Genomic DNA, 25,372 nt, shown 5'->3' on the forward strand with positions numbered 1-25,372 from the left:
GGAACGCGGCGTCCCCGGGTTAATGTGACGACCGGGACTGCCGCCCTGGAGCGGCGGCGGTCGTGCGGCAAGGGATACTGGCAGCAGTCTGCTGTCCGAGTGGAGGACTTCGAAGTGACCTACGTCATCGCCGAGCCATGCGTCGACCTGCTCGACAAGGCGTGCATCGAAGAGTGTCCCGTGGACTGCATCTACGAGGGCGGGCGGATGATGTACATCCACCCTGACGAGTGCGTCGACTGCGGTGCCTGTGAGCCCGTCTGCCCCGTCGAGGCCATCTACTACGAGGACGACGTCCCCGAGCAGTGGGGCGCCTACCAGAAGGCCAACGCCGAGTTCTTCGACGAGCTGGGCTCCCCCGGTGGCGCGTCGAAGGTCGGCAAGGTCGCGAAGGACGCCGGTCCCGCGCTGACGCTGCCGCCGCAGAGCCACGACGAGTGAGTTCGGCCGGTACCGCAGAGCGGACGGCGCTCCCGGACTTCCCCTGGGACTCCCTCGCAGCCGACAAGGCGCTCGCGCAGTCGCACCCCGACGGCATCGTCGACCTGTCGATCGGCACCCCGGTCGACCCGGTCCCGGCGGTGGTGCGCGAGGCCCTGTCCGGGCCGGCGGCCGGCATCCCCGGGTACCCGGCGACGCACGGCACCCCCGCGCTGCGTGACGCGATCGCGGCGTCGCTCGCGCGGCGGTTCGGCGTCACCGGCGTCGACCCCGACGCGGTACTGCCGACGATCGGCTCCAAGGAGCTCGTCGCCTGGCTGCCGACGCTGCTGGGTCTCGGCGGGAACGACCTCGTGGTCATCCCGGAGCTGGCCTACCCGACCTACGAGGTCGGCGCGCGGCTCGCGGGCGCCGAGTTCGTCCGGTCCGACGGGTTGGTGGGCCTCGGCCCGCGCCGGGCGTCGCTGGTGTGGCTGAACTCACCGTCGAACCCGACGGGGAAGATCCTGCCCGTCGACCACCTCCGGAAGGTCGTCGCGTGGGCGCGCGAGCGCGGGGCGGTCGTCGCGTCCGACGAGTGCTACCTCGGGCTGCCGGGCACGGCCGATCCCGCGCCGCTCTCGGTCCTGCACCCGTCGGTGTGCGACGGCGACCACACCGGCCTGCTCGCCGTGCACTCGATGTCGAAGACGTCGAACCTGGCCGGGTACCGGGCCGCGTTCGTGACCGGCGACCCGGTGCTCGTCTCGCGGCTGCTGGAGATCCGTAAGCACGCCGGGATGCTCGTCCCCCACCCGGTGCAGGCCGCGATGGCCGCCGCGGTGTCCGACGACGCGCACGTCGCCGCCCAGGCCGCCCTCTACGAGGCGCGCCGCACCCGGCTGCGCGCGGCGCTGGAGTCGCGCGGGATGCGCATCGAGCACTCCGAGTCCGGGCTCTACCTGTGGGCCACCGAGGACCGCGACGGCCGCTCCACCGTGCATGATCTCGCCGCGCACGGTGTGCTGGTGGCACCGGGCGAGTTCTACGGCCCGGCCGGGGCCCGGCACGTCCGGGTCGCGCTCAGCGCGAGCGACGAACGGATCGACGCCGCCGTGGAGCGCCTGACGACGTGAGGCAGGTGCAGTGAACGTCGCGGGACCTGCGACGCGGGGGGTGAGCACGAGGGTCGTCCTGTTCGGCGTCCTGGCCCTCGCGGTCAACCTCCGGGCGGCCCTCGCCGGCTACCCGCCGCTGATCGAGACCGTCCGGGCCGACCTCGGTGTCGACGCAGGTACCGCGGGGCTCGTCCAGTCGGGCGCGGTGCTGATGATGGCCGTCGGGTCGTTCGTCGGGCCGATGATCGGCGCCCGGCTGGGCCGCGAGCGCGCGCTGGGCTGGTCGGTCGGGCTGATCGCGCTCGGCAGCCTGGTGCGCGGGGTCCCGGCGCTGGCCGCGCTCATCGCGGCGAGCCTCGTCATCGGGCTCGGGATCGGGCTGGCCGGGGTCCTGCTGACGGGCGTCGTGAAGCACCATCTCGCCGCCCGCGCCGGCGCGGTGACCGGCGGGTACGTCGTGTCGATGATGGTCGGCGCGACGGTCGCGTCGGCACTGGGCGTCCCGCTCGCCATCGCGCTGGGCGGCTGGTCGTTCTCGCTGGCGGTGTGGACGGTCCCGGCCGTGCTCGCGGTCGCGGCCTGGACGCCGATCGCGCGGCGCATCGCCGAGCCCACGAGCGCGGCCGCCGCGGCCGGCGCCCGCCGCGCGCTGCCGTGGCGGGACCCCTTCGCCCGGCGCAGCGCCTGCTACCAGGCCGGGACGTCGATGATGTTCTACGGCTGGATCACCTGGCTGGCGCCCTACTACGAGGGCCAGGGCTGGAGCCCGCAGCACGCGGGTGTGCTGCTGGCGGCGTGGAGTGTCACCCAGATCCCGTCGGCGCTCGTGGTCCCCGCGCTCGCGGAGCGGCGGCGCAGGTGGCGGTTCTGGGCGTCGACGACGCTCGCCTGCGGGATCGCGGGCACCGTCGGCGCGATCCTGCTGCCGCAGCCCCCCGGGATCGGGCCGTGGCTGTGGGTCGTGCTGCTCGGGATCGGGGTCGGCGCCGGGTTCCCGCTGGGTCTCGCGGTGATCGCCTGGCGCACACCCGACGGTCACGCCAGCGCCGCGACCAGCGGTTTGGCACTCGGCGTGGGCTACGTCGCGGCCGCGCTCGCGCCGTTGGTCATGGGCCTGCTCATCGACCTCACCGGTGGCTACCCGGCGGCGCTGGCGTTGCTGGTCGCCGCGGGGCTGCTGCAGGCCGGCGCGGTGTGGCGGATCGGCGACCACCCGCGCGCGGGCGACCACTCCGCGGACGGACGCACCGTCAGCCCAGCGTCGCGGCCCGGTCCCTGACCTGCACCCAGGCGTCCCACCACTGGGTGCGCAGGGTCTCGGCACGGGCGCGTTCGCGTTCGACGAGCCGCCCCGCGACGAACACGACGAACGCGTCGATCTCGCCGCCCTCGCCACCGGCCTCGTCGAGCGCCGCGGTGCCGAGCCGGTCGAGCAGCTCGCGGATGCGCAGGTCGGCGACGCAGGCGTCCTGGTGGTCGCCGAGGACCTCCTGCAGCTCCGCCGTCGCCGCCAGCAGCAGCTTGACCTGCCGGCCCGTGGGCGTGCCGCGCAGCGCCGTCTCGACGAGCTCGCCGGTGTAGCGCACCCGCTTGCCCAGGATCCGCAGCGCGTGCAGCGTCTCGTCCGGCGGGTCCTCGCCCGCGGCCTTCACCGCCCGCGCCAGCTTGCGCGCCTCGGTCCGCACCAGGTCGATCAGCGCGGGCTGCGGCTGCATCGCCGACGGCGTCGGCAGCGGGAGGCGCACCGCGTCGGCGATGCGCTCCAGCAGCGCGGTGTAGCGGGGTGCGTCGAGGGCGACGAGCATGTCGGCACGGGCAGCGGCGCGCTCGCGCTCCAGCTCGGCGACGAGGACCTCGCCGGCCGCGCGCTCGCCGTCGGGCAACGTCGCGATCTCGCCGCGCAGCCGCAGCAACATGACGTCGAGATCGCGGACGGGGCCGAGCGCGCGACCGAGCCAGCCCAGCTCGGCGCGCAGCGAGTCGGCCCACTGGGCGTCGAGCAGCGGCCGCGCCGCGCGCAGCGTCGCCCGCATCCGCCGGACCGAGACCCGCATCTGGTGCAGGTCCTCGATGTCCGCGCCCGTGCGGGTGCCCGGGTCGTGCGCGACGAGCGCGCGCAGCCGGGTGTCCAGCGCGGCGCGCACGTGGTGTGCCGGCGAGTCCAACGGGCCCGCCACCAGCGGGTTCTGCGACTGGAGCAGATGGCTCACGTCGGCGCGGACACGCGGCGCGGGACGGGCGGGAGCGGGGGACACGGGGAGGGACCCTAGACGAACAGGATGAACGGCCGGGTACGGCGGCTGATCACGTCGCCGTCAGTTCGCGTGCAGCGCGGCGTTGAGCGCGATGCCGTCGCCGGTGCGCGCGAGCACCTCGACGGCGCCGGTCAGGGAGTTGCGCCGGAACAGCAGACCGTCCTGCCCGGACAACGTGCGGGCCGAGGTGGTCGACCCGTCGGGCAGCGACACCTTCGTCCCCGCCGTGACGTACAGGCCGGCCTCGACGACGCAGTCGTCGCCCAGCGAGATCCCGATGCCCGCGTTGGCGCCGATCAGGCAGCGCGCGCCCACCGAGATGACCTGCTTGCCGCCGCCGGAGAGCGTGCCCATCGTCGACGCGCCGCCGCCGAGGTCGGCGCCCTCGCCCAGGACGACGCCCGCCGAGATGCGGCCCTCGACCATCGACGCGCCGAGGGTCCCGGCGTTGTAGTTGACGAAGCCCTCGTGCATGACGGTCGTGCCCTCGGCGAGGTGCGCGCCGAGCCGGACGCGGTCGGCGTCGGCGATGCGCACGCCCGGCGGGACGATGTAGTCGACCATCCGCGGGAACTTGTCGACGCCGTGGACCGTCACCGGGCCGCGGGCGCGCAGCCGGGCGCGGACGGCCTCGAAACCCTTCGGCAGGCAGGGGCCGTGGTTGGTCCACACGACGTTGGTGAGCAGGCCGAAGATGCCGTCGAGGTTGACCTCGTGCGGGCGGACCAGCCGCCACGACAGCAGGTGCAGCCGCAGGTAGACGTCGAGGGCGTCGACGGGCGCGTCGGCCAGCGAGCCGATCGTCGTGCGCACGATCTGCGCGGTGACGCCGCGGGCGTCGTCGTCGCCCGCGATCGGCTCGAGGTCGGCGGAGGTGTCGGGGGCGTCCGCACCCAGTGCCGGGGCGGGATACCAGACGTCGAGGACCGTCCCGTCGCCGGTGACGGTGGCCAGACCCGTGCCGGACGCGCTCTCGGCGCGGAATGCGGTGCTCACCCTGCAACGGTAACGGCTCCCGGCCCGCGCCCCCCACCCCGCCCCGAGTTGCACGAACGGCACTTTCCCGCAACTGAGCTGCGGGAAAGTGCCGTTCGTGCGCAGGGCGGGGCGCCGGGTAGCGTCCCGCGGCGTGACGACGACCGCTCCGGCCCTCGATCTGACCGCCGACCCCGTCGAGCTCACCGCCGCGCTGGTCGACGTCCCGAGCGTGTCCGGCGACGAGGGTGCGCTGGCCGACGCGATCGAGCGTGCGCTGCGGGCGCAGGCGCCGCACCTGGAGGTCGTCCGCTCGGGGGCGTCGGTGCTCGCCCGCACGAACCTCGGCCGCGAGCGCCGCGTGTTGCTGGCCGGGCACATCGACACGGTGCCGATCGCCGACAACGTGCCCTCCCGGCGCGAGGGGGACCTGCTCTACGGCTGCGGGACGTCGGACATGAAGGCGGGCGACGCCGTGATCGCCCACCTCGCCGCGACGCTGCCCGACCCGCGGCACGACCTCACCGTCGTCTTCTACGACTGCGAGGAGATCGAGGCCGCGCGCAACGGGCTGGGCCGCATCGAGCGCGAGCTGCGCGGCTGGCTCGACGCCGACCTCGCGATCCTCGGCGAGCCCACCGAGGGCCTGGTCGAGGCGGGCTGCCAGGGCACGCTGCGCGCCGAGGTCCGCACCCGTGGCAGGCGGGCGCACTCGGCCCGGTCCTGGCTGGGGGACAACGCGATCCACCGCGCGGGCGAGGTGCTGGCCCGGCTCGCGGCGTACCGGCCCCGCCGCGTCGACATCGACGGCTGCGAGTACCGCGAGGGCCTGCAGGCGGTGAAGGTCGCCGGTGGCGTGGCGGGCAACGTCGTGCCGGACGAGTGCGTCGTCACCGTCAACTTCCGCTTCGCCCCCGACCGCGGTGCCGAGCAGGCGGTCGCGCACGTCCGTGAGGTGCTCGACGGATTCGACGTCGAGGTCACCGACCTCTCGCCCGGCGCGCTGCCGGGCCTCGGTGCCCCTGCGGCGCAGGAGTTCCTGGCCGCCACGGGCGCGTCCCCGCGGGCGAAGTACGGCTGGACCGACGTCTCGCGCTTCGCCGCGCTCGGCATCCCCGCGGTCAACTACGGCCCCGGCGACCCGAACCTCGCGCACACCCGGGAGGAGCACGTCGACGTCAGCCGCATCCGCGAGGCCGCCGACGTCCTGCGTCGGTTCCTGCGGACGGGTTCCTGACCGGCGACCCGGGCGTTCATCCCGCCGTCCCCGTGTCGTCGATCGCGCGGGGACCGGCCTCCGTATCGTGGGCTGATGACAGCGAACGGGGGAAAGCGACCCGAGGAGAAGCACCGCGGCCCGGTCGTGCTGCGCCGGGAACACCGCAACGAGCCCACCACCACCGACGAGCGCCTGCTCGACTCGAGGGGACCGTCGGACTGGGTGCACACCGATCCGTGGCGGGTCCTGCGGATCCAGGCGGAGTTCGTCGAGGGCTTCGGCGCGCTGGCCGAGCTGCCGCGCGCGGTGACGGTGTTCGGCTCGGCCCGCACCCCGCGCGACCATCCCGAGTACCAGCAGGGCCGTGACCTCGGTGCGGCACTGGCGCAGAACGGGTTCGCGGTCATCACCGGCGGTGGGCCGGGCTCGATGGAGGCGGCCAACCGCGGCTGCAGCGAGGCGGGCGGCTTCAGCGTCGGGCTGGGCATCGAGCTCCCGTTCGAACACGGCCTCAATGACTGGGTCGACCTCGGCATCAACTTCCGCTACTTCTTCGCGCGCAAGACGATGTTCGTGAAGTACTCGCAGGCGTTCGTCTGCCTGCCCGGCGGCTTCGGCACCCTCGACGAGCTGTTCGAGGCGCTCACCCTGGTGCAGACGAAGAAGGTCACGAAGTTCCCGGTCGTCCTGCTGGGCAAGGACTACTGGCAGGGGCTCTACGACTGGATCGCGAAGACCGTGCTCGAGGGCGGCAAGATCGGGGAGAAGGACCTCGCGCTGCTGCACCTCACCGACGACGTCGACGACGCCGTCAAGGTGGTGCACGAGGCCTACCGGGCGTGGGAGGACGCGCACTGATGCGGCAGGACCCGAGCGGCGCGCGGTTCAGCGTGTGTGTGTACTGCGCGTCGTCGCTCTCGGTGCCCGACCGCTACGTCGACCTGGCGACGCAGGTGGGCACGGCCATCGCGGCCCGCGGCTGGGACCTGGTCTCAGGGGGCGGGCGGGTGTCGATGATGGGCGCCGTCGCCACGGCGGCCCGCGCCGGCGGGTCGCGCACGATCGGGGTGATCCCGCGTTCGCTGGTCGACCGCGAGGTCGCCGACACCGCCGCCGACGAGCTGCTGGTCACCGACACGATGCGCGAGCGCAAGGCGCTCATGGAGGCCCACGCCGGCGCGTTCCTCGCCCTGCCCGGTGGCATCGGGACCTGCGAGGAGCTGTTCGAGGTCTGGACCGCCGCCACGCTGGGCATGCACGACAAGCCCGTCGTCCTGCTCGATCCCGACGACCACTGGTCCGGGCTGCTCGACTGGCTCGCCGCCCTCGTCCGCCGCGGCTTCGCCGGCCGCGCGGCGCTCGACCGGCTCGTCGTCACCGCCGACGTGAGCCGCGCGCTGGACGCCTGCGCCCCGCGGCCCGACGTGACAGCATCGGTGTCGTGACGATCGACGGCGTCCGCGACCGCTCCGTGCTGCGCTTCGGAACCCGCACCCTCGCAGGCGACCGCGCGCTGGTGATGGCGATCGTCAACCGCACGCCGGACTCGTTCTACGACCGGGGCGCGACGTTCTCCGACCACGCGGCGATGGCCGCCGTCGAGCGGGCGGTCGGGGAGGGGGCCGACGTCATCGACATCGGCGGGGTCAAGGCCGGCCCCGGGCCGGTCGTCGACGTCGCGGAGGAGACCCGCAGGGTGGTCCCGTTCGTCGCCGCCGTGCGCGCCCGCCACCCCGACGTCGTGATCAGCGTCGACACCTGGCGCGGCGAGGTCGGCAGGCTCGCCGTCGCCGAGGGCGCCGACCTGCTCAACGACACCTGGAGCGGAGCCGACCCGACGCTCGCCGAGGTCGCCGCCGGCACGGGCGCGGGGATCGTGTGCTCCCACACGGGCAAGGCCGTGCCGCGGCTGCGGCCGCACCGGGTGCGCTACGCCGACGTGGTCGCCGACGTGATCGCCGAGGTCACCGGGCAGGCCGAGCGGCTCGTGGCGATGGGGGTGCCGCGGGAGGGCATCCTGGTCGACCCGACGCACGACTTCGGCAAGAACACCTTCCACGGGCTGGCCCTGCTGCGCCGCCTCGACGAGCTCGTCGCGACCGGCTGGCCGGTGCTGATGGCGTTGTCCAACAAAGACTTCGTGGGGGAGACGCTCGGCGTCGCCGAGGTGACGGAGCGGCTCGAGGGGACGCTCGCGGCCACGGCGCTGGCCGCCGCGGCGGGGGCCCGGATGTTCCGTGCGCACGAGGTCGCGGAGACGCGGCGGGTCGTCGAGATGGTGGCGGCGATCGTGGGGACGCGACCGCCGGCACGGACGGTGCGGGCGCTCGCGTGAGCGGGTCCTGGTTCGCCAGGCGGACGTGGCAGCGCCCGCCGTGGAGCGTCGCCGAGCTCGTGGCCGCCAAGGCCGGCCGCCGGGTGTCGGTCGTGCTGCCCGCCCTCGACGAGGAGGCGACCGTCGGTGGCGTCGTCGCCGCCATCGTGCCGTTGACGCGGGGCCCGCAGCCGCTGGTCGACGAGCTCGTCGTGATGGACTCGGGGTCGACGGACCGCACCGCCGTCGTGGCCGCCGAGGCGGGCGCGCGCGTCGTCGCCAGGACGGACGTGCTCGCCGACCTGCCGCCCGTCGCCGGCAAGGGCGAGGTGCTGTGGCGCTCGCTCGCCGCGACGACGGGCGACGTCCTGTGCTTCATCGACTCCGACCTCGTCGACGTCGATCCCGGGTTCGTGCCCGCGCTGCTCGGCCCGCTGCTCGCCGAGGACGGCGTCGGGCTCGTCAAGGGCTTCTACCGGCGGCCACTGCGGATCGAGGTCGGCGACGCGCAGGCGCTCGACCACGGCGGCGGCCGCGTCACCGAGCTGGTCGCCCGGCCGTTGCTGGCCGCGCTGCGCCCGCCCCTCACCGCGGTCGTGCAACCGCTGGGTGGGGAGTACGCCGCGACCCGCGAGCTGCTCGAGGCGTTGCCGTTCGCGACCGACTACGGCGTCGAGATCGGGCTGCTCGTCGACACCCTCGACGCCCGGGGGATGGACGCGATCGCGCAGGTCAACCTTGGCGTGCGCAAGCACCGCAACCGCTCGCTGCTCCAGCTGGGGGCCATGGCGCGGCAGATCACCGCGACCGCGCTGCGCCGCTCGGCCGCGCACGACAGCGGGGCGCCGCTCGTGCAGTTCGTCCAGGTCGACGGGGAGTGGGTGCCGCAGCCGCGGGAGATCACCGGCATCGAGCGACCGCCCATGAGGGAGGTGCGCGATGCCGTGCGTCGGGGGCGCGTGGTGTGATGCAGGACTATGGGAACCGCGCTGATCTACCTCCTGGTGGTCGTCGTGGTCGCCGCCGTGGTCTACGCGCTCGCGGTCGCGGTGTTCGGTCGTGGCGAGGAGCTGCCGCCGCTCCCGGACGGTGAGACGCCGACGGGTCTGCCGGGGGGCCGGGTCGCGGGCGCCGACGTGCGGGCGTTGCGCTTTCCGCAGGCGGTGCGGGGCTATCGGATGGGCGAGGTCGACTGGGTGCTCGAGCGGCTCGCGGGGGAGATCGAGCGGCTGGGTGCCGAGCGCGACACGCTCGCCGCGCGGTTGCGCGAGGCCGGCGCCGCCGGTTCCGCGGCGACGCCGACCGGGGGGTGGGTGCTGCCCGAGGAGTACCGCCGCCACACCGGGGGCCCGGACACCGGGGGCCCGGACAGGGGCCCGGACACCGGGGGCCCGACCGGCGGGCGGCACAGTCTCGATCCCGACCGGGCCGCCGCGGAGCGGTCGCCCGCCGAGCAGCTGCCCACCGAGCAGACATCCCCCGAGCGGACACACCCCGAGCAGACATACCCAGGGCAGGCATCCCCGGAGCAGGCACGCGCAGGCCGGCCGCCGGCGCCGCCCGGCGTGGGCGCCGACCCGGCCGGAGAGCCCGGTCCGGCGCCGGGGCCCGTCGACGCCTCGGACGGTCCCGGCGCCGGGCCCGGTTCTCCCGGGCTCGATGTTCCCGGGCCCGATGTTCCCAGTACCGAAGTTCCCGGGCTCGATGTTCCCGGTCCCGCTGCTCCCGGTCCCGCTGCTCCCGGTCCCGCTGCTCCCGGTCCCGCTGCTCCCGGTCCCGCTGCTCCCGGGTCGGATGCGCACGACCGGCGCGCCGGCGCGGCCGCCGAGGGCCTGCCCGACGACGGGCGCGATCCCGACCCCGCCGTCTCCGTCGCCCGTCCGCGCGGTGCCCACCGAGCCCAGGGGGCGCCGTGAGCCGCGCGGAGCTCGTCGTCGAGCTCGACGTCGCCGCGCCCGCCGAGCTGGTGTGGGACACCGTGATGGACTGGCCGCGGCAGGGCGAGTGGATCCTCGCCACGCGGGTCGAGGTGACCGCGGGGGACGGCCGCTCCGTCGGGTCCCGGGTCCGCGCCGCAACCGGTGTCGGCCCGCTGGCCGTCGTCGACACGATGGTCGTCACCGAGTGGAGCGAGCAGCGTCCGGCCGGTCCGTTCCGCTGCGTCGTCGAGCACACCGGCCGGGTGGTGCGCGGCGACGGTGTGTTCGAGGTCGTGGCCGTCGACCCGGCCCGCAGCCGGTTCCGCTGGGTCGAGAACCTCGACCTGCCGCTGGGTGCGCTGGGCCGGGCGGGTTGGCCGCTCGTGCGGCCCGCGATGCAGGCGGGTGTCGCGCACTCCATGCGGCGCATGGCCCGCGACTGCGAGCGCCGGGCCCGGCGCGGGGCGTCCGGATGACCGACGGGCGCCAACGCTGCGGCTGGGCGACCTCGGCGCCCGAGTACGTCGCCTACCACGACGACGAGTGGGGCCGCCCGCTGCGCGGGGTCACGGCGCTCTACGAGCGGCTCAGTCTGGAGGGCTTCCAGTCGGGTCTCTCGTGGCTGGTGATCCTGCGCAAGCGCGAGTCGTTCAGGGCCGCGTTCGCGGGGTTCGACCCGGCCGTCGTCGCCGGGTTCGACGACGCCGACGTCGAGCGGCTGATGGCCGACAGCGGCATCGTCCGCAACCGGCGGAAGGTCGACGCGACCATCGCCAACGCGCGCGCCGTGCTCGAGCTCGACGTCCCGCTCGACGATCTGCTGTGGTCGTTCGCGCCCGACGCCGCGACGCACGTCCGCCCCGCGACGCTCGCCGACGTGGCGGCCACCTCACCGGAGTCGGTCGCGATGGCCCGCGAGCTCAAGAGGCGCGGCTTCCGCTTCGTCGGCCCGACGACCTGCTACGCGCTGATGCAGGCCGCCGGTCTCGTCGACGACCACGTCGCGAGCTGCTGGCGGGCGGGTACGGCCTGACGGTCCACCGCGGACCGTTCGTCCGGGGTGTCCATCGTGGTCCGTGTGCCGCGGGGCACGCCGTTGATCGCTCCGGTTGTACTCCCGACGGGCCCATGGGGGAGAATGGCGTCCAGCATCCCCGCCCGTGCGCTGCTCCCCAGGCGCACCGGCCCTGGACGAGAGTGACGGAGGGAGCAGGAGATGGCGGCGATGAAGCCCCGGACCGGCGACGGTCCCCTCGAGGTGACCAAGGAGGGCCGGGGCATCGTGATGCGTGTGCCGCTCGAGGGCGGTGGCCGCCTCGTCGTGGAGATGACCCCCGAGGAGGCCGCTGACCTGGGCGATGCCCTCAAGGCCGCGTCCGGCTGATTCCGTCGGCCCCGGCGGCGCGGTCGGTCGCCGGGGACCGCGGGGCCGGTCAGCCCCGCAGTGCGCCGTGTCGCGGCTCCGCGAAGGAGGCCAGCGCGTCGACCGTCGTCGAGCGGTCGGCGAGTCGCACCAGTTCGATCGACACCTCTCCGCAGGCGCACCGGCGGTACCGCACCCACCCCTCCGAGGTCGGGTGCGTCGACAGCACCTGCGCCCCGCTGTTCGACCTTCCACAACGCGTGCACCGCGTCGTCACGGCTGCCTCCTGTAATATGCGACTAGCTTTGAACTCTTACGGCTCCAGGTTAGCAGGTGTAAGTGGCGAATGGACTTCATCGGTTACAAAAGTGACGCACTAGGCGCTGCTGTCGCGCTCGTCAACGTCGTCACGGCCGAGCCGACCGGCGACCGCGACACCCCGCCCGAGCAGGACGGCCGACGGCTGCGCGACCTGCTCGTCGAGCACCGCTACCTGGCCCAGCGCGCGCCCGCCTCCGCCGAGCCGGCACTGCGGGCCTGGGCGCGGCGGCTGCGGACGGTGTTCGACGCGGCCGCGGGCGACCCGCCCGACCTCGGCGCGACGGCCGTCGCCGTCAACGCGCTGCTGGCCGACGTGGCCATCGGTCCGCACCTGTCCTCGCACGACGGGCAGGGCTGGCACCTGCACTACGCGCCGCCGGAGGCCTCGCTCGTCGAGCGCGTCCGCTCGACCACGGCCTTCGCGCTCGCGATGCTCGTCTCCGAGTACGGCGCCGACCGGCACGGCGTCTGCGCGGCCGACGGCTGTTCCCGCGTCTACGCCGACACGTCGCGCAACGCCGCGCGCCGCTACTGCTCCCCGGCGTGTGCCAACCGCGCCGCCGTCGCCGCCCACCGCGCCCGCGCGAAGCTCAAGGCCACCACGGCCCCGGACGCCTGAGGCCCGAGAACCCGACCGCGCCGACCCGCCGGGCGGTCAGGGTCGCAGGGACCGGTAGATCGCGACGGTGCGCTGGGCCGCCTGGTCCCACGAGAACTCGCGGACCGCGCGCTCCCGGCCGGCGGCGCCCATCGCCGCCGCCCGGTCCGGGTCGGCCAGCAGCGCGTTCACCGCGTCGGCGAGTCCGGACCGGAACCGGGTGACGTCGTGCTCGTCGAAGTGCACCAGCAGCCCGGTGACCCCGTCGTCGACGACCTCGGGGATGCCGCCGACGTCCGAGGCGACGACGGCCGTCCCGCACGCCATCGCCTCCAGGTTGACGATGCCCAGCGGCTCGTAGACCGAGGGGCAGACGAACACCGTGGCGGCCGAGAGGAGCTGGCGGACCTCGGTCGTCGCCAGCATCCGGCGCACCCAGACGACCCCCGGCCGGGCCGCCGAGAGCTCGGCGACGGCCTTCTCGGTCTCCTCGGCGATCTCCCGGGTGTCGGGGGCGCCCGCGCACAGCACGATTTGGGCGTCCTCGCGGATGTCGTGCGCGGCCGCGACGAGGTGGGCCAGCCCCTTCTGCCGGGTGATCCGCCCGACGAACACCACGCTGGGCCGGTCCGGGTCGACCCCGGCCTCGACGAGGGCGTCGCGGCGCGCGTCGGGCCGGTAGAACTCCGTGTCGATCCCGTTGTGCACCACGTGGACCCGGGCCGGGTCGAGCGCCGGGTAGCACTCCAGCACGTCGGTGCGCATGCCCTCGCTCACGGCGATGACGGCGTCGGCGGCCTCGTAGGCGGTCCGCTCCACCCACGACGAGAGCCGGTAGCCGCCGCCGAGCTGCTCGGCCTTCCACGGCCGGCGGGGCTCCAGCGAGTGCGCCGTGACGACGTGCGGGACGCCGTGCAGGATCTTCGCCAGGTGCCCGGCCATGTTGGCGTACCAGGTGTGCGAGTGTGCGAGGTCGACCTCGTGCAGCCCCGCCACCATCGACAGGTCGACGCCGATCGTCTGCAGGGCGGGGTTGGCGTCGGCGAGCGCGTCCGGGACGGGGTGCGCGGTGACCCCCGGCGCGTCGCGGCTCGGGTCGCCGAAGCAGTGCACGTCGACGTCGACGAGCGCGCGCAACGCGGGCACGAGGTGCTCGACGTGGACGCCCGCGCCACCGTAGACGTCGGGCGGGTACTCGCGGGTGAGCAGTCCGATGCGCACGACCGCAGACGGTACTTGCTCGATCCCGTTGCGCGACCCGGTGATCGGTGGACGGCCCCGGGCGCGGGCGCCCCCGTCTGCGACGCGTTCGTCCTGCGGTGGCCCGACGCCCGAGTGGAGCACTAGGGTTCGCCCTGTGAGCGCGCACCTCCCGAAGGGACACGCGAGCGCCGGAACGATCGACGCCGACCGGGTGGGGGTGCCCGCATGACGACGCCACGGTTCACCTCGGGGCCGGCGGTACTGCCGGCGAACGTCCTCGGCATTGTCCTGGCGGGCGGTGAGGGCAAACGGCTGTGGCCCCTCACGGCCGACCGGGCCAAGCCCGCGGTGCCGTTCGCGGGCAACTACCGGCTCATCGACTTCGTGCTGTCCAACCTCGTGAACGCCGGTCTGCACCGGCTGTGCGTCCTCACCCAGTACAAGTCGCACTCGCTCGACCGGCACATCTCGACGACGTGGCGGCTCTCCAGCGTCCTCGGCCAGTACATCACCACGGTCCCGGCCCAGCAGCGCCTCGGCAGGCGCTGGTACACCGGCAGCGCCGACGCGATCTTCCAGAGCCTCAACCTCGTCTACGACGAGCGTCCCGACTACATCGCCGTCTTCGGTGCCGACCACGTCTACCGCATGGACCCCGGCCAGATGATCTCCCAGCACATCGCGAGCGGGGCCGGTGTCACGGTCGCGGGGATCCGGGTGCCGCGCGCGGAGGCCAAGGCGTTCGGCTGCATCAACTCCGACGCCGACGGCAGGATCCTGGAGTTCCTGGAGAAGCCGTCGGACCCGCCGTCGGTGCCCGACGACCCGGACGTCACGTTCGCGTCGATGGGCAACTACGTCTTCACGACGGAGGCGCTGCTCGACGCGCTGCGCGCCGACGCCGAGGACGGCGACTCCGACCACGACATGGGCGGCGACATCATCCCGCGACTGGTCGGCCAGGGCGACGCCGCGGTCTACGACTTCGCCGACAACGTCGTGCCCGGCGCCACCGACCGCGACTCGGGGTACTGGCGCGACGTCGGGACGCTCGACGCGTACTACGACGCGCACACCGACCTCGTCTCGGTGCACCCGATCTTCAACCTGTACAACGACCGCTGGCCCATCCGCACGTCGGTGACGACGTCGCTGCCGCCCGCCAAGTTCGTCGAGGGCGGCATCGCGCAGGACTCGATCGTCGGTGCGGGGACGATCATCTCGGGCGCGATCGTCCGACGCTCGGTGATCAGCCCGAACGTCCGCATCGAGGCCGGCGCCGAGGTGTCGGACTCGGTCGTGCTGCCGGGCGTGCACGTCCGGCGCGGCGCCGTGGTGCGCGGGGCGATCCTCGACAAGAACGTCGACGTGCCGGAGGGTGCGCTCGTCGGGGTCGACCTGGCGCTCGACAGGGCGCGCTACACCGTCAGCCCCGGTGGGGTCGTCGTGCTCGGGAAGGGCGCGACGGCGCTCTGACCGGCCTCCCGAGGCCGAGCCGGCGGCGCGTCAGCCGCGCCTGGTCGCGCAGAGCAGGCCCTCGCCCAGCGGCAGCAGCACGGGGACGAGGCGCTCGTCGTCGCGGACGAGGTCGAGCGTCTGCCGCAGTGCGGCCGCCTCGGGGCCGTCGCCCGTGGGCTCGGCCACACCGTGCAGCGCCAGCACACCGCCCGGGCGCAGCAGCCGGATCGCCTCGACGAGATGGCGCGGGTACTCGGTGCGCAGGCCGTCGACGACGACGAGGTCGTACCCGCCGTCGGTCAGCCGCGGCAGCACCTCGACGGCCATCCCGACGATCAGGCGCAGCCGGGAGGGGCCGTAACCGGCGTCGAGGAACGTGCGCCGGGCGGCACGCTGCTGCTCGGGATCGACGTCGATCGAGGTCAGCACGCCGTCCGGGGCCATCCCACGCAGCAGCCACAGGCCGCCCCAGCCGGACCCCGTGCCGACCTCGACGACGGCCCGCGCGCTCACCGTCGCGGCGAGAAACGCCAGGCCCGGGCCCAGTCCGGCCACCGGGACGTCCGGACGCACGTCGCCGCGCGCGCCCTCTGGACCGGTCATGGCGCGAAGGCTACTGGTGGCCGGGCACGGGCCCCGCGCAGCGGCCCGGCGGGTCGCTTTCACAGGTTCTTCTCAGACGGTTCTCACACCTCGTTCACGACATTGAGGAACTCTTGGCTCAGCAGGGTCGGGGTCGTCGACCCTGCGACCGCCGGAAGCCGGGACAGGTCCCGGGAACGAATGGCCCCGGCGGGACGTTCTGGGAGAGCACGACCCGCTCCAGGAGGCGCACCCACCGATGACCGACCGCCCGACCGCCGTGCAGGCAGGTTCCGCGACGACGACCCCCGAGTCGTCCGCGGTCGCCACCGTGCTGCCGGGGGACGGGGCGGACTGGACGCCGCCGAGCTGGGACGAGGTAGTCCGCGAGCACGGCGATCGGGTCTACCGCCTCGCCTACCGGTTGACCGGCAACCCGCACGACGCGGAGGACCTCACCCAGGAGACGTTCATCCGGGTGTTCCGCTCCCTCGCGTCGTACAAGCCGGGCACCTTCGAGGGCTGGCTGCACCGCATCACCACGAACCTCTTCCTCGACATGGTCCGCCGCCGCGCCCGCGTGCGCATGGAGGCCCTGCCCGAGGACTCCGACCGCATCCCCGGCCAGGGCCCCGAGCCCGAGGTCGTGTTCTCGGAGACCCACCTCGACCCGTTGCTGCAGGCCGCGCTCGACGAGTTGCCGCCGGAGTTCCGCGCGGCCGTCGTCCTGTGCGACGTGGAGGGCCTCTCGTACGAGGAGATCGGCGCCACACTCGATGTGAAGCTGGGCACCGTGCGGAGCAGGATCCACCGTGGCCGGGCTGCCCTGCGCAGTGCGCTGGAGAGGCGCCGCGCGGAGGCCGCCGAGCTGGACGCCCTCGTGGGCGTGCGGACCGGAGTGAGTGTGGGGGAGGCCACGGGATGACCGATGCGCGCCGGCGCTTCGCGGTGAACACGCCCGACTGGGGTGAGGGACACCTGACCCTGGACGCGATCGTGGCTTTCACCGACGGCGAGCTCTCGGCCGGCGCGCACGCCCGGGCCACCGCTCATCTCGCGCACTGCCCCGAGTGCGCCGAGGAGGTCGTGGAGCAGGACCAGGCGCGGCTGCTGCTGCGCTCGGCGTCGGCGCCCGCGATGCCCTCCTCGCTGCTGTCGTCCCTGCGGTCCATCCCGATGGACGCCGATCTTCCCGACGAGCCCCCTGCCGGGCTCGCCATGACCCCCGACGGTCAGCTCGTCTCGGTGCTGCGTCCGCTCGGCCCGTCGACGAACCGCCCGTCGGACGCGGCCGCCGACCCGGTCCGCGGTACTCGCTCAGGCACCGCCGACGTCCGGCTCGGTCACGGCCGCAGGCTGCGGATCGGCGCGGGCGTCGCCGTCAGCGGTCTCGCCCTCGGGGCACTGGCCCTGGCCGCGCCCTCGGCGTCGGTCGACGTCCCCGCCGCCGCCGGGTCGCCACCCGCGTTCGGCTCCGCGCTGCCGGCCTCCTTCGGGCTGCCGCCCCAGGAGGGGATCGACGCCGCGACCGTCGCCCCGGCCCAGTCCGGCCCGGCGACCGACGTGTCCGCCGACGTCGTCGACCGGCTCGACGGGATGGCCCCCTCCTTCCTGCCGCCCTCCCGCCGCTGATCCCCGGCGAGCCCCCCGGCTCCTGAACCCTGGCGAGCACTCGGGCGTCGACGCGGCCCACGCCGCTCGCGAGTCCGTAGTTGCTCCCGGGTGTAGCGCCGCGCGGCCGCCCGTCGTGGCTACGCGGACTTCACCGGTTGTCGGGCAGGCTGATCGCCGACCCTTTCGCACGACCCCAGGAGCCGGCCCGCCGTGAGCGGAGCGAACGATCGTCCGAGCGCGTGTGCGCCGCGCCGTCCCGGTCATGCTGCGGTCGTGGGCGGGAGCGGCGGGTACGGGGCGTGCGCGCGGCGCCGGCCGGGCTCAGGCGAGGCCCCGCGATGAGCGACGAGCCCGACGTTCCTCCTGGTCGGGGTGCCGACGGGCGGCACGGGAGGGCCGAGGTCGAGCCGGCCGACACCGCTTCCGGGCCCGCGGCCGACGGCGTCGAGTCCTCGGGGCGGCACCAGCGCGTCGGACCGGCGCAGGCCGCCGAGGTCACGGACCCCACGGACCCCACGGACTCCTCTGGGCCGGCGACGGCCGCGGGCGGCGCCGCCGCCGTTCCTGCCGAGACGCCGGGGGTGGCGACGCCCGCCGCGGACGGCGCCGACGCCGTTCCCGCCGAGGCGTCGGCCGGGCCACCACGGCTCGCCCCGCGCCCGCTGGAGCGCCCGGCCGTCGACCCGGGGGAGCGGTCGGCGTTCGGCCGCCCGTCCGGGGTCGAGGGCGGGTTCGCGCCGCTGCGCAACGGCTCGTCCGACGGACGGATCGCCGGCGCCGCCCCGCCGCCCGCGGCTCTCGCCGCGGCCTTCTCCCGCAGCCACGCCGACGTCGCGGGCCTGCAACGACCGCCGACGCCCGCGGGCGCGGTCGGCGAGCCCGGCGGCCCCGCGCTCTGGGACGGGCCCGGCGCCCCGGCCGACCGCGACCCCTGGCGCGATCCCGGCAGCGCGGCGCGCCTCGGCGAACCGGTGGAGGGCGACGCCGCACCCGACCGCGCCCCCGGTTCCGGTGCCCGGCTCAGCGTCCGGGAGGTGCTGTTCGGCAAGCGCGTGCATCCCCGCGCCCTCGCCCTGCTCGCGGTGATCGCGCTGGCCATCGGGGCGGTCGGGGGCGTCGTCGGGCACCTCACGGCGTCGGGCGCACAGGGCCTCACCGAGCCGGGCGCGACGCTCACGTCGACGTCGGACTCCAAGGAACGACCTCCCGGCTCGGTCGCCGACATCGCGGCACGGGTGCTGCCCGCCGTCGTGTCCATCGAGATCAAGGTCGGCGACCAGGGCGGGACGGGCTCGGGCGTCGTCATCGACCCGGCGGGCTACGTGCTGACCAACAACCACGTCGTCGCGCCTGCGGCCCAGGGCAACGGCGCGACGATCGAGGCGATCTTCAGCAACGGCCAGCGGATGCCCGCGGCGATCGTCGGCCGCGACCCGAAGACCGACCTCGCCGTGGTCAAGGTCGCCGTCGCCAACCCGACGGTGGCGCGGATCGGCTCGTCGTCGTCGCTGGCCGTCGGCGACGGGGTGCTCGCGATCGGGTCGCCCCTCGGCCTCGCGGGCACGGTGACCGACGGCATCGTCAGCGCCGTCAACCGGCCCGTCCGGCTCGACAGCGGCGGCAGCGACACCAACGCGGTCATCGACGCCATCCAGACCGACGCCGCGATCAACCCCGGCAACTCCGGCGGCCCGCTGGTCGACTCGACGGGCGCGGTCGTCGGCATCAACACGGCGATCCGCAGTCTCGGCCAGGGCGAGGGCGGGTCGATCGGCCTGGGCTTCGCCATCCCGATCGACGACGCCCGGCGCATCGCCGAGGCGCTCATCCGCGACGGCTCGGTCAAGCACGCCGACCTGGGCGTCAACGCGAAGTCGGTGACCGACGGCACGACCGACGGGGCGCAGGTGCAGAACGTCGTCGCCGGGGGAGCGGCGGCCGCGGCGGGCATCGTCGAGGGCGACGTCATCCTCAAGGTCGGCGACCGGACGATCGCGGGTGCCGACGAGCTCGTCGTCGCCGTCCGCGAGCTGGCGCCGGGACAGAGCGTCCCGATCGAGCTGGTCCGCGACGGGCGGCCACTCACCGTCACGGCCGTGCTGGCCTCGGACTGACGGTCGACCGACGCGGAGTCGCAGGTAGGATCGGCGACGTGTTCGACAGCGTCGGCTGGGGCGAGATCCTGGTGCTCGTCGTGGCGGGGCTCTTCATCCTCGGTCCCGAGCGCCTCCCCGGTGCGGCCGCGTGGCTCGGCAGGACCATCCGTCAGGTCCGCGAGTACGCCACCGGCGCGCGCGACCAGCTGCAGAAGGAGCTCGGCCCGGAGTTCGACGAGCTGCGCAAGCCGCTGGAGGACCTGCGGAGCCTGCGCGACTTCAACCCGCGCACGGCCGTCCGCCGCACGCTGTTCGACGACGGTCCCTCCCGGCCGGTGAGCCTGGAGAAGCCCAACGGCTTCGCGGTCGCGGGCGACGGCACGCAGGTCAACCAGGCCCCAGGCGGAGCGGCGACCAACGGCTCGGCTCCGGCCGCCACGCCGTTGGCCCCGAACGAGCGTCCCCCGATCGACCCGGACGCCACGTGACCGCGTGACCGACCCTCGCCCGGCCGCGCCGACCCCCGCCATGGCGGGCACGGGCGGCCCGGCGAACGACGCCGCGGCGGCGGACGGCGCGGCGACGGAGGACGTCCGGCTCGCGGTCTACCGGCACTTCGCCGAGACCGGTGACGCGCCGTCGCCGGCGGACCTGGCGACCCGGACGGGGTGGTCCGCAGCGGTCGTCAGGGCGGCGCTGGAGCGGCTGCACGACCGTCGCGATCTCGTTCTCGATCCCGGCGACCGCGTCCGCGTCGTGCTGGCCCATCCCTTCGCCTCGGTGCCGCTGGGCTTCTCGGTGATGGGGGCGCGCACGCTGTGGTGGGGCGGCTGCGCGTGGGACTCCTTCGCGATCCCGCACCTGCTCGACGCCGAGCCCGAGGTGCTCGTCGCGACCCGGTGCCCGGCCTGCGCGGCCCCGCACGCCTGGTCCGTCGACAGAAAGGCGCCGCCCGACGGCGACCAGGTCGCCCATTTCCTCACCCCGACCGCGCGCATCTGGGACGACGTCGTGCACGCCTGCTCCCACCAGCGGCTCTTCTGCTCGACCCACTGCGTCGACGCCTGGCTGGCGGCCACCGGACGCCCGCGCGGGTACGTGCTGGACCTGCCGACGCTCTGGCGGCTGGCCCGCGGCTGGTACGTCGGGCGTATGGACCGCGGGTACGTCCGGCGCGAGCCCGTCGCCGCGGCCGCCTACTTCGCCGAGGTCGGCCTCCGCGGCCCCTTCTGGGGCCTCCCGGCCTGACCGGCCCCGGCCCCGTGTCCGGGACCGCCGACTGGTCGCGGTCGGCGACGGCTGCCACTCACAGGGGCGCCACTCACAGGAGGGGTGGGCGGCGCAGGTGGTGGTCGGTCGCCTGCTCGAAGGCGTATGCCGCCGTCAGGACCCGGGCGTCGGCGTGGCGGGGGCCGACGATCTGCAGGCCGATCGGCAGCCCGGCGGCCGTGAAGCCGCATGGAACGCTGGCGGCGGGCTGCTGCGTCATGTTGAACGGGTAGGTGAACGGGGTCCACGTCGTCCAACGCCGCCCGTCGGGCGACTCCTGCCCGGCCCGGAACGCGGCGATGGGCAGGGTCGGCGTGAGCAGCACGTCGTGGCGCTGGTGGAACTCGTTCATCAGGCTGCCGAGGTCGTTGCGGACGGCCATCGCGGTGAGGTACTCGACCGCGCTGACCTTCTCGCCCTGGGTCGCGATGTCGACGAGCCCCGGGTCCATCCGGGACCGCGCAGCGGCGTCGAGCGCCTCCATCGACTTCGCCGCACCGGTGAACCACAGGGTCTCGAACGCCTCGACGGGGTCGGCGAAGCCGGGATCGACGTACTCCACGGTCGCGCCGAGCGAGGCGAAGACGCCGGCGGCGGCCTCGACGGCGGCCCGGACCTCGGCGTCGACATCGACGTGGCCGAGCGTCGGGCTCACCGCGACCCGCAGGCCGGACACGCCGTCGCCTTGCGCGTCGACGCAGCGGCGGACGGGTGTCGGCAGCGCCCATGGGTCGCGGACGTCGAACCCGGAGATCACGTCGAGCAGCAGCGCGGCGTCGGCGACGGTGCGCGTCATCGGGCCGACGTGGGCCAGCGTGCCGAAGGGGCTGGCGGGGTGGTGCGGGACGCGGCCGTAGGTGGGCTTGTGCGCGACGGTCCCGGTGAACCCGGCGGGGATGCGGACGGACCCGCCGCCGTCGGTGCCCAGCGACAGGGCGCCCATTCCGAGCCCGACGGCCGCCGCGCTCCCGCCCGACGAGCCGCCCGCCGTCAGCGTGGGGTCCCACGGGTTGCCGGTGACGCCGGTCAGCGGCGAGTCGGTGACGCCCTTCCAGGCCAGCTCGGGCGTCGTCGTCTTGCCGATCAGCACCGCGCCCTGCTCGCGAACGCGTGCCACGGGCGGGCCGTCGACCTCGCCCGGCGCCGGGTCGGAGGTGACCGAGCCGCGCCGGGTCGGCCAGCCGGCCGTCAGCAGGATGTCCTTGATCGAGGTCGGCACGCCGTCGAGCACGCCGCACGGCGCACCGCGTCGCCAACGCTCCTCCGACTCCCGGGCCGCCGCGAGCGCGCCCGCCTCGTCGACCAGGCAGAACGCGTTGACGTGCGGGTCGAGCCGGGAGATGCGCTCCAGGGCGTCGCGGGTCGCCTCGACGGGGGAGAGCTCGCCCGTCCGGTAGGCGGTGAGCAGTTCGGTGGCCGAGAGGTCGGCGGTGGAGCTCATCGGTGCCTTTCCGAGACGTAGCCGCGGTTCTTGTCGACGACGTTGCGCAACGGCCTGCCGTCGCGGCTGCGGGCGAGGTTGTCGGCGAACAGCGCGACGAGGTTGTCACGCCATCCCGTGGTGTCGCCGGACATGTGCGGGGAGACGATCACGTTCGGCATCGTCCACAGTGGAGAATCAGCCGGCAGCGGCTCGGTCTCGAAGACGTCGAGGGCGGCGCCCGCGATGCGGCCCTGCTCGAGCGCGGCGACGAGATCGGCCTGGACGACGAGCGGGCCCCGGCCGACGTTGATCACCCGCGCGCGGCGGGGGAGCAGGTCGATCGCCGCGGCGTCGAGCAGGCCGCGGGTGCGGTCGGTGAGCGGCGCGGCGAGCACGAGGGTGTCGGCCTCGGGGAGCAGCGCGGGCAGGTCGTCGATGGCGTGCACGCCGTCGGACGCGGTGCGCCCCACGAGGTCGACGCGCTGCCCGATCGCGGTGAGCATCGCCGCGACGGCCCGTCCGATCGGCCCGCCCCCGACGACGACGGCCCGCGTCCCCGCGACGTCCTCGGTCTCGCGGTGGTGCCACTCGCGGCACGCCTGCTGGGCGAGGGTGCGGGGCAGGTCCTTGGCGAAGGCCAGCACCAGCCCCGCGACGTACTCGGCGATCGGGGTGTCGAAGACCCCGCGCGAGTTCGTCAGGACGACGTCGGACTCGACGAGTCCCGGGAAGATCAGGCGGTCGACGCCCGCGCTCGCGGTGTGCACCCACCGGACGGCGTCGGCGGCCGCCCAGCAGTCGCGCACGGCGTCGGAGGTGAAGTCCCACACGAGCAGGGTGTCGGCCCCGGGCAGGGCCGCGGGCAGCTCGTCGGCCGTCGCGAGCCGGACGTCGGCGTCGCCGAGGACGTCGGTGACGGCTGCGTCGAGCCCGGGCGGCGTGTCGCCGGCGTGCAGCACAGCAATAGACCTCTGACCTGCGGAGACGGTCAACTGCGAGGTCCTCTCGGGCGTGGGCCGGGGCGGCAATTGACACGCTAGGAAGCCCTCGTATGATTGTCAACAATCAGCGGCATTGTGGCCTCTGGCTCCCACACGGTCCTTCAGCTCGGGGTGATCCTCTTGTCCAAGCTCATCCGCATCACGCTCGCCAAGCGGGGCGTCTCCTGCGTGGCGGAGCTGCTGGAGAAGGAGGCACCGCGCACCTCGGCGGCGGTCTGGGAGGCCCTGGGCCGGGGCGATCTGGGTGGCGACGCGCAGCACGCGAAGTACGCGCGCAACGAGGTCTACACGATGGTCCCGCGCTTCGGCGACGAGATCGGCTACGAGAACACCACGGTCACGCCCATCCCGGGGGACGTCGTCTACTTCTCCTTCTCCGGCGGGATGCTCGACCAGTCGTTCAAGGCCGACCAGAACATCGACCACCTCCCCGGGGTGATCGATCTGGCCATCTTCTACGGTCGTAACAACCTCCTGCTCAACGGCGATGTCGGGTGGGTGCCGGGCAACGTCTACGCCACGATCGTCGAGGGTCTCGACGTGATGGCGGAGGCGTGTCACGACGTGTGGCGGTCCGGCAGCGTGGGTGAGCGGCTCGTGTACTCGCGGCTGACGGGCTCGTCGGGTACCGACTGATCGAAGGGGGCGCGCATGCCCACCGAGCTCTCCGTCGGACTCGTCGAGTCCACGCCGGAGGAGAACCAGCCCGGCATCGGAGTGGTCGCGCCCTTCGACTTCGCGCTCGATCGTGAGCTCTGGCGATGGGCTCCCGACGACGTCTCGCTCTACCTCACGCGGCTCCCGTTCTTCACCACTCCCGTGACCGTGGAGATGGCCGTCGCGATCGGCGACCGGCGGGCCCTGCGCCGCGCCACCCGCGACGTCCTCACCCCGCAGCCCGGGGTGGTGACATTCGCCTGCACGTCGGGCAGCTTCGTCGGCGGGGCGAGCGGCGAGTTCGTGCTGCGCCGGACGATGCTCGAGGCCGGTGCGCCCACGGTGTCGACGACGTCGGGTGCCCTCGTGGAGGCCCTGCAGCTGCTGGGTGTCCGGCGGCTCGCCGTCGCGACGCCCTACATCGACGCCGTGACCGACCGGCTGGCGTCGTTCCTCGCCGAGCACGAGGTGGAGACCGTCGCCCGGCAGGGGCTGGGGCTGCTGGGCAACATCTGGCGGGTCACCTACGACGAGGTCGTCGAGATCGTCCGTGCCGTCGACCGCCCCGACGCGGAGGCGCTGTTCATCAGCTGCACCAACCTGCCCACCTACGACGTCATCGAGCCGCTGGAGCGTGCGCTGGGCAAGCCCGTCATCACCGCGAACCAGGTGACGATGTGGGCCGCGCTGCGGGCGATCGGGCGCGACGCGGTGGGCGGCGGGACCCTGCTGAGGACACCCCATCGGCTGTCGGTGGCTTGACCGCACCGCACGTTTCGTAGGATTGTCGACAATCATGACTGACGCTGCGACGACCGTCGGAATCCTGTACCCCGGCTACTCCGCCGAGGACGACTACCCGCGCGCCGAGGGCCTGCTGGGCGACGGCAGCAGGCTGCCGCTGGTGCACACCGAGATGCGCGAGGACGCCCACCGCGTCGACGCGCTGCTCGACATCGGCGGCGACGAGGTCCTGGCCACCGGTGCCGCGCAGGTCGCGGCGAAGGCCGGTCCGCTGGACTCGATCGTCTGGGCCTGCACGTCGGGCAGCTTCGTCTTCGGCTGGGACGGCGCGGCCGCGCAGGTCGCGGCGCTGCAGGAGGTCGCGGGCGTCCCGGCGTCGAGCACGTCGTTCGCGTTCGTCGACGCGTGCCGCCGGCTCGGGGTCACCAGGGTCGCCGTCGGCGCCACCTACCCCGACGACGTCGCGGAGCGGTTCGTCGAGTTCCTCGGCACGGCGGGCATCAGTGTGCTGTCGCTGTCGGCGCGCGGGATCATCACGGCCGCGGAGGTCGGTACGCTGCCCGCCGACCTGGTGCTCGACTTCGCCGCGGCCGCCGACCACCCCGACGCACAGGCCGTCCTGCTGCCCGACACCGCGCTGCACACCGTCGAGCTGCTCGACGACCTCGACGCGCGCGTCGGCAAGCCGGTGCTGACGGCCAACCAGGTCAGCATCTGGCAGGGACTGCGGCTCGCGGGCGCCGACCGCGGTCGCCCCGGGCTCGGCGCGCTGTTCGCGGCGGGCTGACCACCGGGCTGCGCCGACTTCCGGACCGGGCGGACG

Annotated in this window: 28 protein-coding genes; 22 read left to right on the top strand and 6 right to left on the bottom strand. The window is 74.4% G+C overall.

The annotated features are described in order from the left end of the window. The first annotated feature begins 114 nt into the window (after positions 1-114). Genes fdxA through PSED_RS05180 form a run of 3 tightly spaced genes read left to right on the top strand, consistent with a single transcriptional unit; the run spans position 115 to position 2,817 of the window. Entirely contained in the window at positions 115-441 is a 327-nt protein-coding gene (gene fdxA, locus PSED_RS05170) for a ferredoxin (protein WP_013673200.1), read from the top strand. Continuing rightward, positions 438-1,556 carry a succinyldiaminopimelate transaminase gene (gene dapC / locus PSED_RS05175; RefSeq protein WP_013673201.1) on the top strand — a complete coding sequence of 373 codons (1,119 nt, stop codon included), beginning with the start codon at positions 438-440 and terminating at the stop codon, positions 1,554-1,556. The genes fdxA and dapC overlap by 4 nt, the downstream gene beginning before the upstream one ends. Before the next feature lie 40 nt (positions 1,557-1,596). Beyond that, positions 1,597-2,817 (top strand): MFS transporter, encoded by a 1,221-nt coding sequence (locus tag PSED_RS05180; protein ID WP_233899306.1) that lies wholly within the window; start codon positions 1,597-1,599, stop codon positions 2,815-2,817. Here the strand turns inward: PSED_RS05180 and PSED_RS05185 are convergent. Both PSED_RS05185 and dapD read right to left on the bottom strand, forming a co-directional pair. Further along, complete coding sequence (locus PSED_RS05185; RefSeq protein WP_013673203.1) at positions 2,789-3,793, bottom strand: CHAD domain-containing protein; 1,005 nt, start codon at positions 3,791-3,793, stop codon at positions 2,789-2,791. The two genes, PSED_RS05180 and PSED_RS05185, sit on opposite strands and share 29 nt — an antisense overlap. 60 nt (positions 3,794-3,853) lie before the next feature. Next, positions 3,854-4,789, bottom strand: a complete 936-nt coding sequence (dapD, locus tag PSED_RS05190) for a 2,3,4,5-tetrahydropyridine-2,6-dicarboxylate N-succinyltransferase (protein WP_041759295.1) — start codon at positions 4,787-4,789, stop codon at positions 3,854-3,856. Between the two features lie 133 nt (positions 4,790-4,922). Here dapD and dapE point away from each other — a divergent pair, with 133 nt between their 5' ends. The 10 genes from dapE to PSED_RS05240 all read left to right on the top strand — a co-directional run bounded on the left by dapE (position 4,923) and on the right by PSED_RS05240 (position 12,523). Next, on the top strand, positions 4,923-6,005 hold the full coding sequence (gene dapE / locus PSED_RS05195; protein ID WP_041759296.1) for a succinyl-diaminopimelate desuccinylase: 1,083 nt from the start codon (positions 4,923-4,925) through the stop codon (positions 6,003-6,005). A 75-nt stretch (positions 6,006-6,080) separates the two neighbouring features. Next, a complete protein-coding gene (locus tag PSED_RS05200) occupies positions 6,081-6,845 on the top strand; it encodes an LOG family protein (protein ID WP_013673206.1) in 765 nt (254 codons plus the stop codon). Then, positions 6,845-7,432, top strand: a complete 588-nt coding sequence (locus PSED_RS05205) for an LOG family protein (RefSeq protein WP_013673207.1) — start codon at positions 6,845-6,847, stop codon at positions 7,430-7,432. Before PSED_RS05200 ends, PSED_RS05205 begins: the two co-directional genes overlap by 1 nt. A gap of 74 nt (positions 7,433-7,506) precedes the next feature. Beyond that, positions 7,507-8,322, top strand: a complete 816-nt coding sequence (folP, locus tag PSED_RS05210; RefSeq protein WP_083845411.1) for a dihydropteroate synthase — start codon at positions 7,507-7,509, stop codon at positions 8,320-8,322. Next, on the top strand, positions 8,319-9,269 hold the full coding sequence (locus tag PSED_RS05215) for a glucosyl-3-phosphoglycerate synthase (RefSeq protein ID WP_013673209.1): 951 nt from the start codon (positions 8,319-8,321) through the stop codon (positions 9,267-9,269). The genes folP and PSED_RS05215 overlap by 4 nt, the downstream gene beginning before the upstream one ends. Before the next feature lie 9 nt (positions 9,270-9,278). Beyond that, positions 9,279-10,217: a DivIVA domain-containing protein gene (locus PSED_RS35480; protein WP_013673210.1), complete on the top strand. Its 939-nt coding sequence runs from the start codon at positions 9,279-9,281 to the stop codon at positions 10,215-10,217. Next, positions 10,214-10,696, top strand: coding sequence for an SRPBCC family protein (locus PSED_RS05225; protein ID WP_013673211.1), 483 nt, complete (start codon positions 10,214-10,216; stop codon positions 10,694-10,696). Before PSED_RS35480 ends, PSED_RS05225 begins: the two co-directional genes overlap by 4 nt. Then, positions 10,693-11,253 (top strand): DNA-3-methyladenine glycosylase I, encoded by a 561-nt coding sequence (locus PSED_RS05230; protein ID WP_013673212.1) that lies wholly within the window; start codon positions 10,693-10,695, stop codon positions 11,251-11,253. The genes PSED_RS05225 and PSED_RS05230 overlap by 4 nt, the downstream gene beginning before the upstream one ends. Positions 11,254-11,436: 183 nt before the next feature. Further along, the gene (locus PSED_RS05235) at positions 11,437-11,604 is read left to right on the top strand and encodes a DUF3117 domain-containing protein (RefSeq protein WP_013673213.1); all 168 of its coding nucleotides are present in this window, start codon (positions 11,437-11,439) and stop codon (positions 11,602-11,604) included. 325 nt (positions 11,605-11,929) lie between these two features. Further along, complete coding sequence (locus PSED_RS05240) at positions 11,930-12,523, top strand: CGNR zinc finger domain-containing protein (RefSeq protein WP_013673215.1); 594 nt, start codon at positions 11,930-11,932, stop codon at positions 12,521-12,523. A gap of 36 nt (positions 12,524-12,559) precedes the next feature. On the opposite strand, the gene glgA is transcribed toward PSED_RS05240, so the two are convergent. Next, positions 12,560-13,723, bottom strand: a complete 1,164-nt coding sequence (glgA, locus tag PSED_RS05245) for a glycogen synthase (protein WP_013673216.1) — start codon at positions 13,721-13,723, stop codon at positions 12,560-12,562. A gap of 207 nt (positions 13,724-13,930) precedes the next feature. Here glgA and glgC point away from each other — a divergent pair, with 207 nt between their 5' ends. After that, the gene (gene glgC / locus PSED_RS05250; protein WP_013673217.1) at positions 13,931-15,181 is read left to right on the top strand and encodes a glucose-1-phosphate adenylyltransferase; all 1,251 of its coding nucleotides are present in this window, start codon (positions 13,931-13,933) and stop codon (positions 15,179-15,181) included. Between the two features lie 30 nt (positions 15,182-15,211). Here the strand turns inward: glgC and PSED_RS05255 are convergent, their stop codons facing one another. Next, a complete protein-coding gene (locus tag PSED_RS05255; protein WP_013673218.1) occupies positions 15,212-15,766 on the bottom strand; it encodes an O-methyltransferase in 555 nt (184 codons plus the stop codon). A 238-nt stretch (positions 15,767-16,004) separates the two neighbouring features. On the opposite strand from PSED_RS05255, the gene sigE reads away from it, so the two are divergent. From sigE to merB, 5 genes are all read left to right on the top strand, one after another. Further along, positions 16,005-16,670, top strand: coding sequence for an RNA polymerase sigma factor SigE (sigE, locus tag PSED_RS05260; RefSeq protein WP_013673219.1), 666 nt, complete (start codon positions 16,005-16,007; stop codon positions 16,668-16,670). Beyond that, a complete protein-coding gene (locus PSED_RS05265) occupies positions 16,667-17,377 on the top strand; it encodes a zf-HC2 domain-containing protein (RefSeq protein ID WP_013673220.1) in 711 nt (236 codons plus the stop codon). The genes sigE and PSED_RS05265 overlap by 4 nt, the downstream gene beginning before the upstream one ends. 320 nt (positions 17,378-17,697) lie before the next feature. Then, positions 17,698-19,473, top strand: coding sequence for a trypsin-like peptidase domain-containing protein (locus PSED_RS05270; protein WP_013673221.1), 1,776 nt, complete (start codon positions 17,698-17,700; stop codon positions 19,471-19,473). A 38-nt stretch (positions 19,474-19,511) separates the two neighbouring features. Then, positions 19,512-19,943, top strand: coding sequence for a Sec-independent protein translocase protein TatB (gene tatB, locus PSED_RS05275; protein WP_013673222.1), 432 nt, complete (start codon positions 19,512-19,514; stop codon positions 19,941-19,943). A gap of 40 nt (positions 19,944-19,983) precedes the next feature. Then, positions 19,984-20,703 (top strand): organomercurial lyase, encoded by a 720-nt coding sequence (merB, locus tag PSED_RS05280; RefSeq protein WP_013673223.1) that lies wholly within the window; start codon positions 19,984-19,986, stop codon positions 20,701-20,703. A 73-nt stretch (positions 20,704-20,776) separates the two neighbouring features. Here the strand turns inward: merB and PSED_RS05285 are convergent, their stop codons facing one another. Together PSED_RS05285 and PSED_RS05290 are read right to left on the bottom strand one after the other, a co-directional pair. Next, complete coding sequence (locus tag PSED_RS05285) at positions 20,777-22,165, bottom strand: amidase (protein WP_013673224.1); 1,389 nt, start codon at positions 22,163-22,165, stop codon at positions 20,777-20,779. Beyond that, positions 22,162-23,106, bottom strand: a complete 945-nt coding sequence (locus PSED_RS05290) for a D-2-hydroxyacid dehydrogenase (RefSeq protein ID WP_013673225.1) — start codon at positions 23,104-23,106, stop codon at positions 22,162-22,164. Before PSED_RS05290 ends, PSED_RS05285 begins: the two co-directional genes overlap by 4 nt. Before the next feature lie 162 nt (positions 23,107-23,268). Here PSED_RS05290 and PSED_RS05295 point away from each other — a divergent pair, with 162 nt between their 5' ends. The 3 genes from PSED_RS05295 to PSED_RS05305 are packed head-to-tail and all read left to right on the top strand — an operon-like array spanning position 23,269 to position 25,336. Continuing rightward, on the top strand, positions 23,269-23,784 hold the full coding sequence (locus PSED_RS05295; RefSeq protein ID WP_202946408.1) for a DUF3830 family protein: 516 nt from the start codon (positions 23,269-23,271) through the stop codon (positions 23,782-23,784). 15 nt (positions 23,785-23,799) lie between these two features. Further along, positions 23,800-24,567, top strand: a complete 768-nt coding sequence (locus tag PSED_RS05300) for a maleate cis-trans isomerase family protein (RefSeq protein WP_013673227.1) — start codon at positions 23,800-23,802, stop codon at positions 24,565-24,567. Positions 24,568-24,601: 34 nt separating this feature from the next. Further along, positions 24,602-25,336 carry a maleate cis-trans isomerase family protein gene (locus tag PSED_RS05305; RefSeq protein WP_013673228.1) on the top strand — a complete coding sequence of 245 codons (735 nt, stop codon included), beginning with the start codon at positions 24,602-24,604 and terminating at the stop codon, positions 25,334-25,336. Positions 25,337-25,372: the final 36 nt, after the last annotated feature.

Source organism: Pseudonocardia benzenivorans CB1190 (genome assembly GCF_000196675.2).
GTDB classification, from domain to species: domain Bacteria; phylum Actinomycetota; class Actinomycetes; order Mycobacteriales; family Pseudonocardiaceae; genus Pseudonocardia; species Pseudonocardia benzenivorans.

What these genes read in the sequence shown, in the direction of transcription:
- PSED_RS05300 (WP_013673227.1), top strand. Translation starts at nt 23,800, where the DNA reads ATGCCCACCGAGCTCTCCGTCGGACTCGTCGAGTCCACGCCGGAGGAG.
- PSED_RS05255 (WP_013673218.1), bottom strand. Translation starts at nt 15,766, where the DNA reads ATGACCGGTCCAGAGGGCGCGCGCGGCGACGTGCGTCCGGACGTCCCG.
- sigE (WP_013673219.1), top strand. Translation starts at nt 16,005, where the DNA reads ATGACCGACCGCCCGACCGCCGTGCAGGCAGGTTCCGCGACGACGACC.
- glgC (WP_013673217.1), top strand. Translation starts at nt 13,931, where the DNA reads ATGACGACGCCACGGTTCACCTCGGGGCCGGCGGTACTGCCGGCGAAC.
- PSED_RS05205 (WP_013673207.1), top strand. Translation starts at nt 6,845, where the DNA reads ATGCGGCAGGACCCGAGCGGCGCGCGGTTCAGCGTGTGTGTGTACTGC.
- PSED_RS05240 (WP_013673215.1), top strand. Translation starts at nt 11,930, where the DNA reads ATGGACTTCATCGGTTACAAAAGTGACGCACTAGGCGCTGCTGTCGCG.
- PSED_RS05200 (WP_013673206.1), top strand. Translation starts at nt 6,081, where the DNA reads ATGACAGCGAACGGGGGAAAGCGACCCGAGGAGAAGCACCGCGGCCCG.
- merB (WP_013673223.1), top strand. Translation starts at nt 19,984, where the DNA reads ATGGCGGGCACGGGCGGCCCGGCGAACGACGCCGCGGCGGCGGACGGC.
- PSED_RS05235 (WP_013673213.1), top strand. Translation starts at nt 11,437, where the DNA reads ATGGCGGCGATGAAGCCCCGGACCGGCGACGGTCCCCTCGAGGTGACC.
- PSED_RS05265 (WP_013673220.1), top strand. Translation starts at nt 16,667, where the DNA reads ATGACCGATGCGCGCCGGCGCTTCGCGGTGAACACGCCCGACTGGGGT.
- PSED_RS35480 (WP_013673210.1), top strand. Translation starts at nt 9,279, where the DNA reads ATGGGAACCGCGCTGATCTACCTCCTGGTGGTCGTCGTGGTCGCCGCC.
- folP (WP_083845411.1), top strand. Translation starts at nt 7,507, where the DNA reads ATGGCGATCGTCAACCGCACGCCGGACTCGTTCTACGACCGGGGCGCG.
- PSED_RS05270 (WP_013673221.1), top strand. Translation starts at nt 17,698, where the DNA reads ATGAGCGACGAGCCCGACGTTCCTCCTGGTCGGGGTGCCGACGGGCGG.
- PSED_RS05230 (WP_013673212.1), top strand. Translation starts at nt 10,693, where the DNA reads ATGACCGACGGGCGCCAACGCTGCGGCTGGGCGACCTCGGCGCCCGAG.
- PSED_RS05305 (WP_013673228.1), top strand. Translation starts at nt 24,602, where the DNA reads ATGACTGACGCTGCGACGACCGTCGGAATCCTGTACCCCGGCTACTCC.
- PSED_RS05285 (WP_013673224.1), bottom strand. Translation starts at nt 22,165, where the DNA reads ATGAGCTCCACCGCCGACCTCTCGGCCACCGAACTGCTCACCGCCTAC.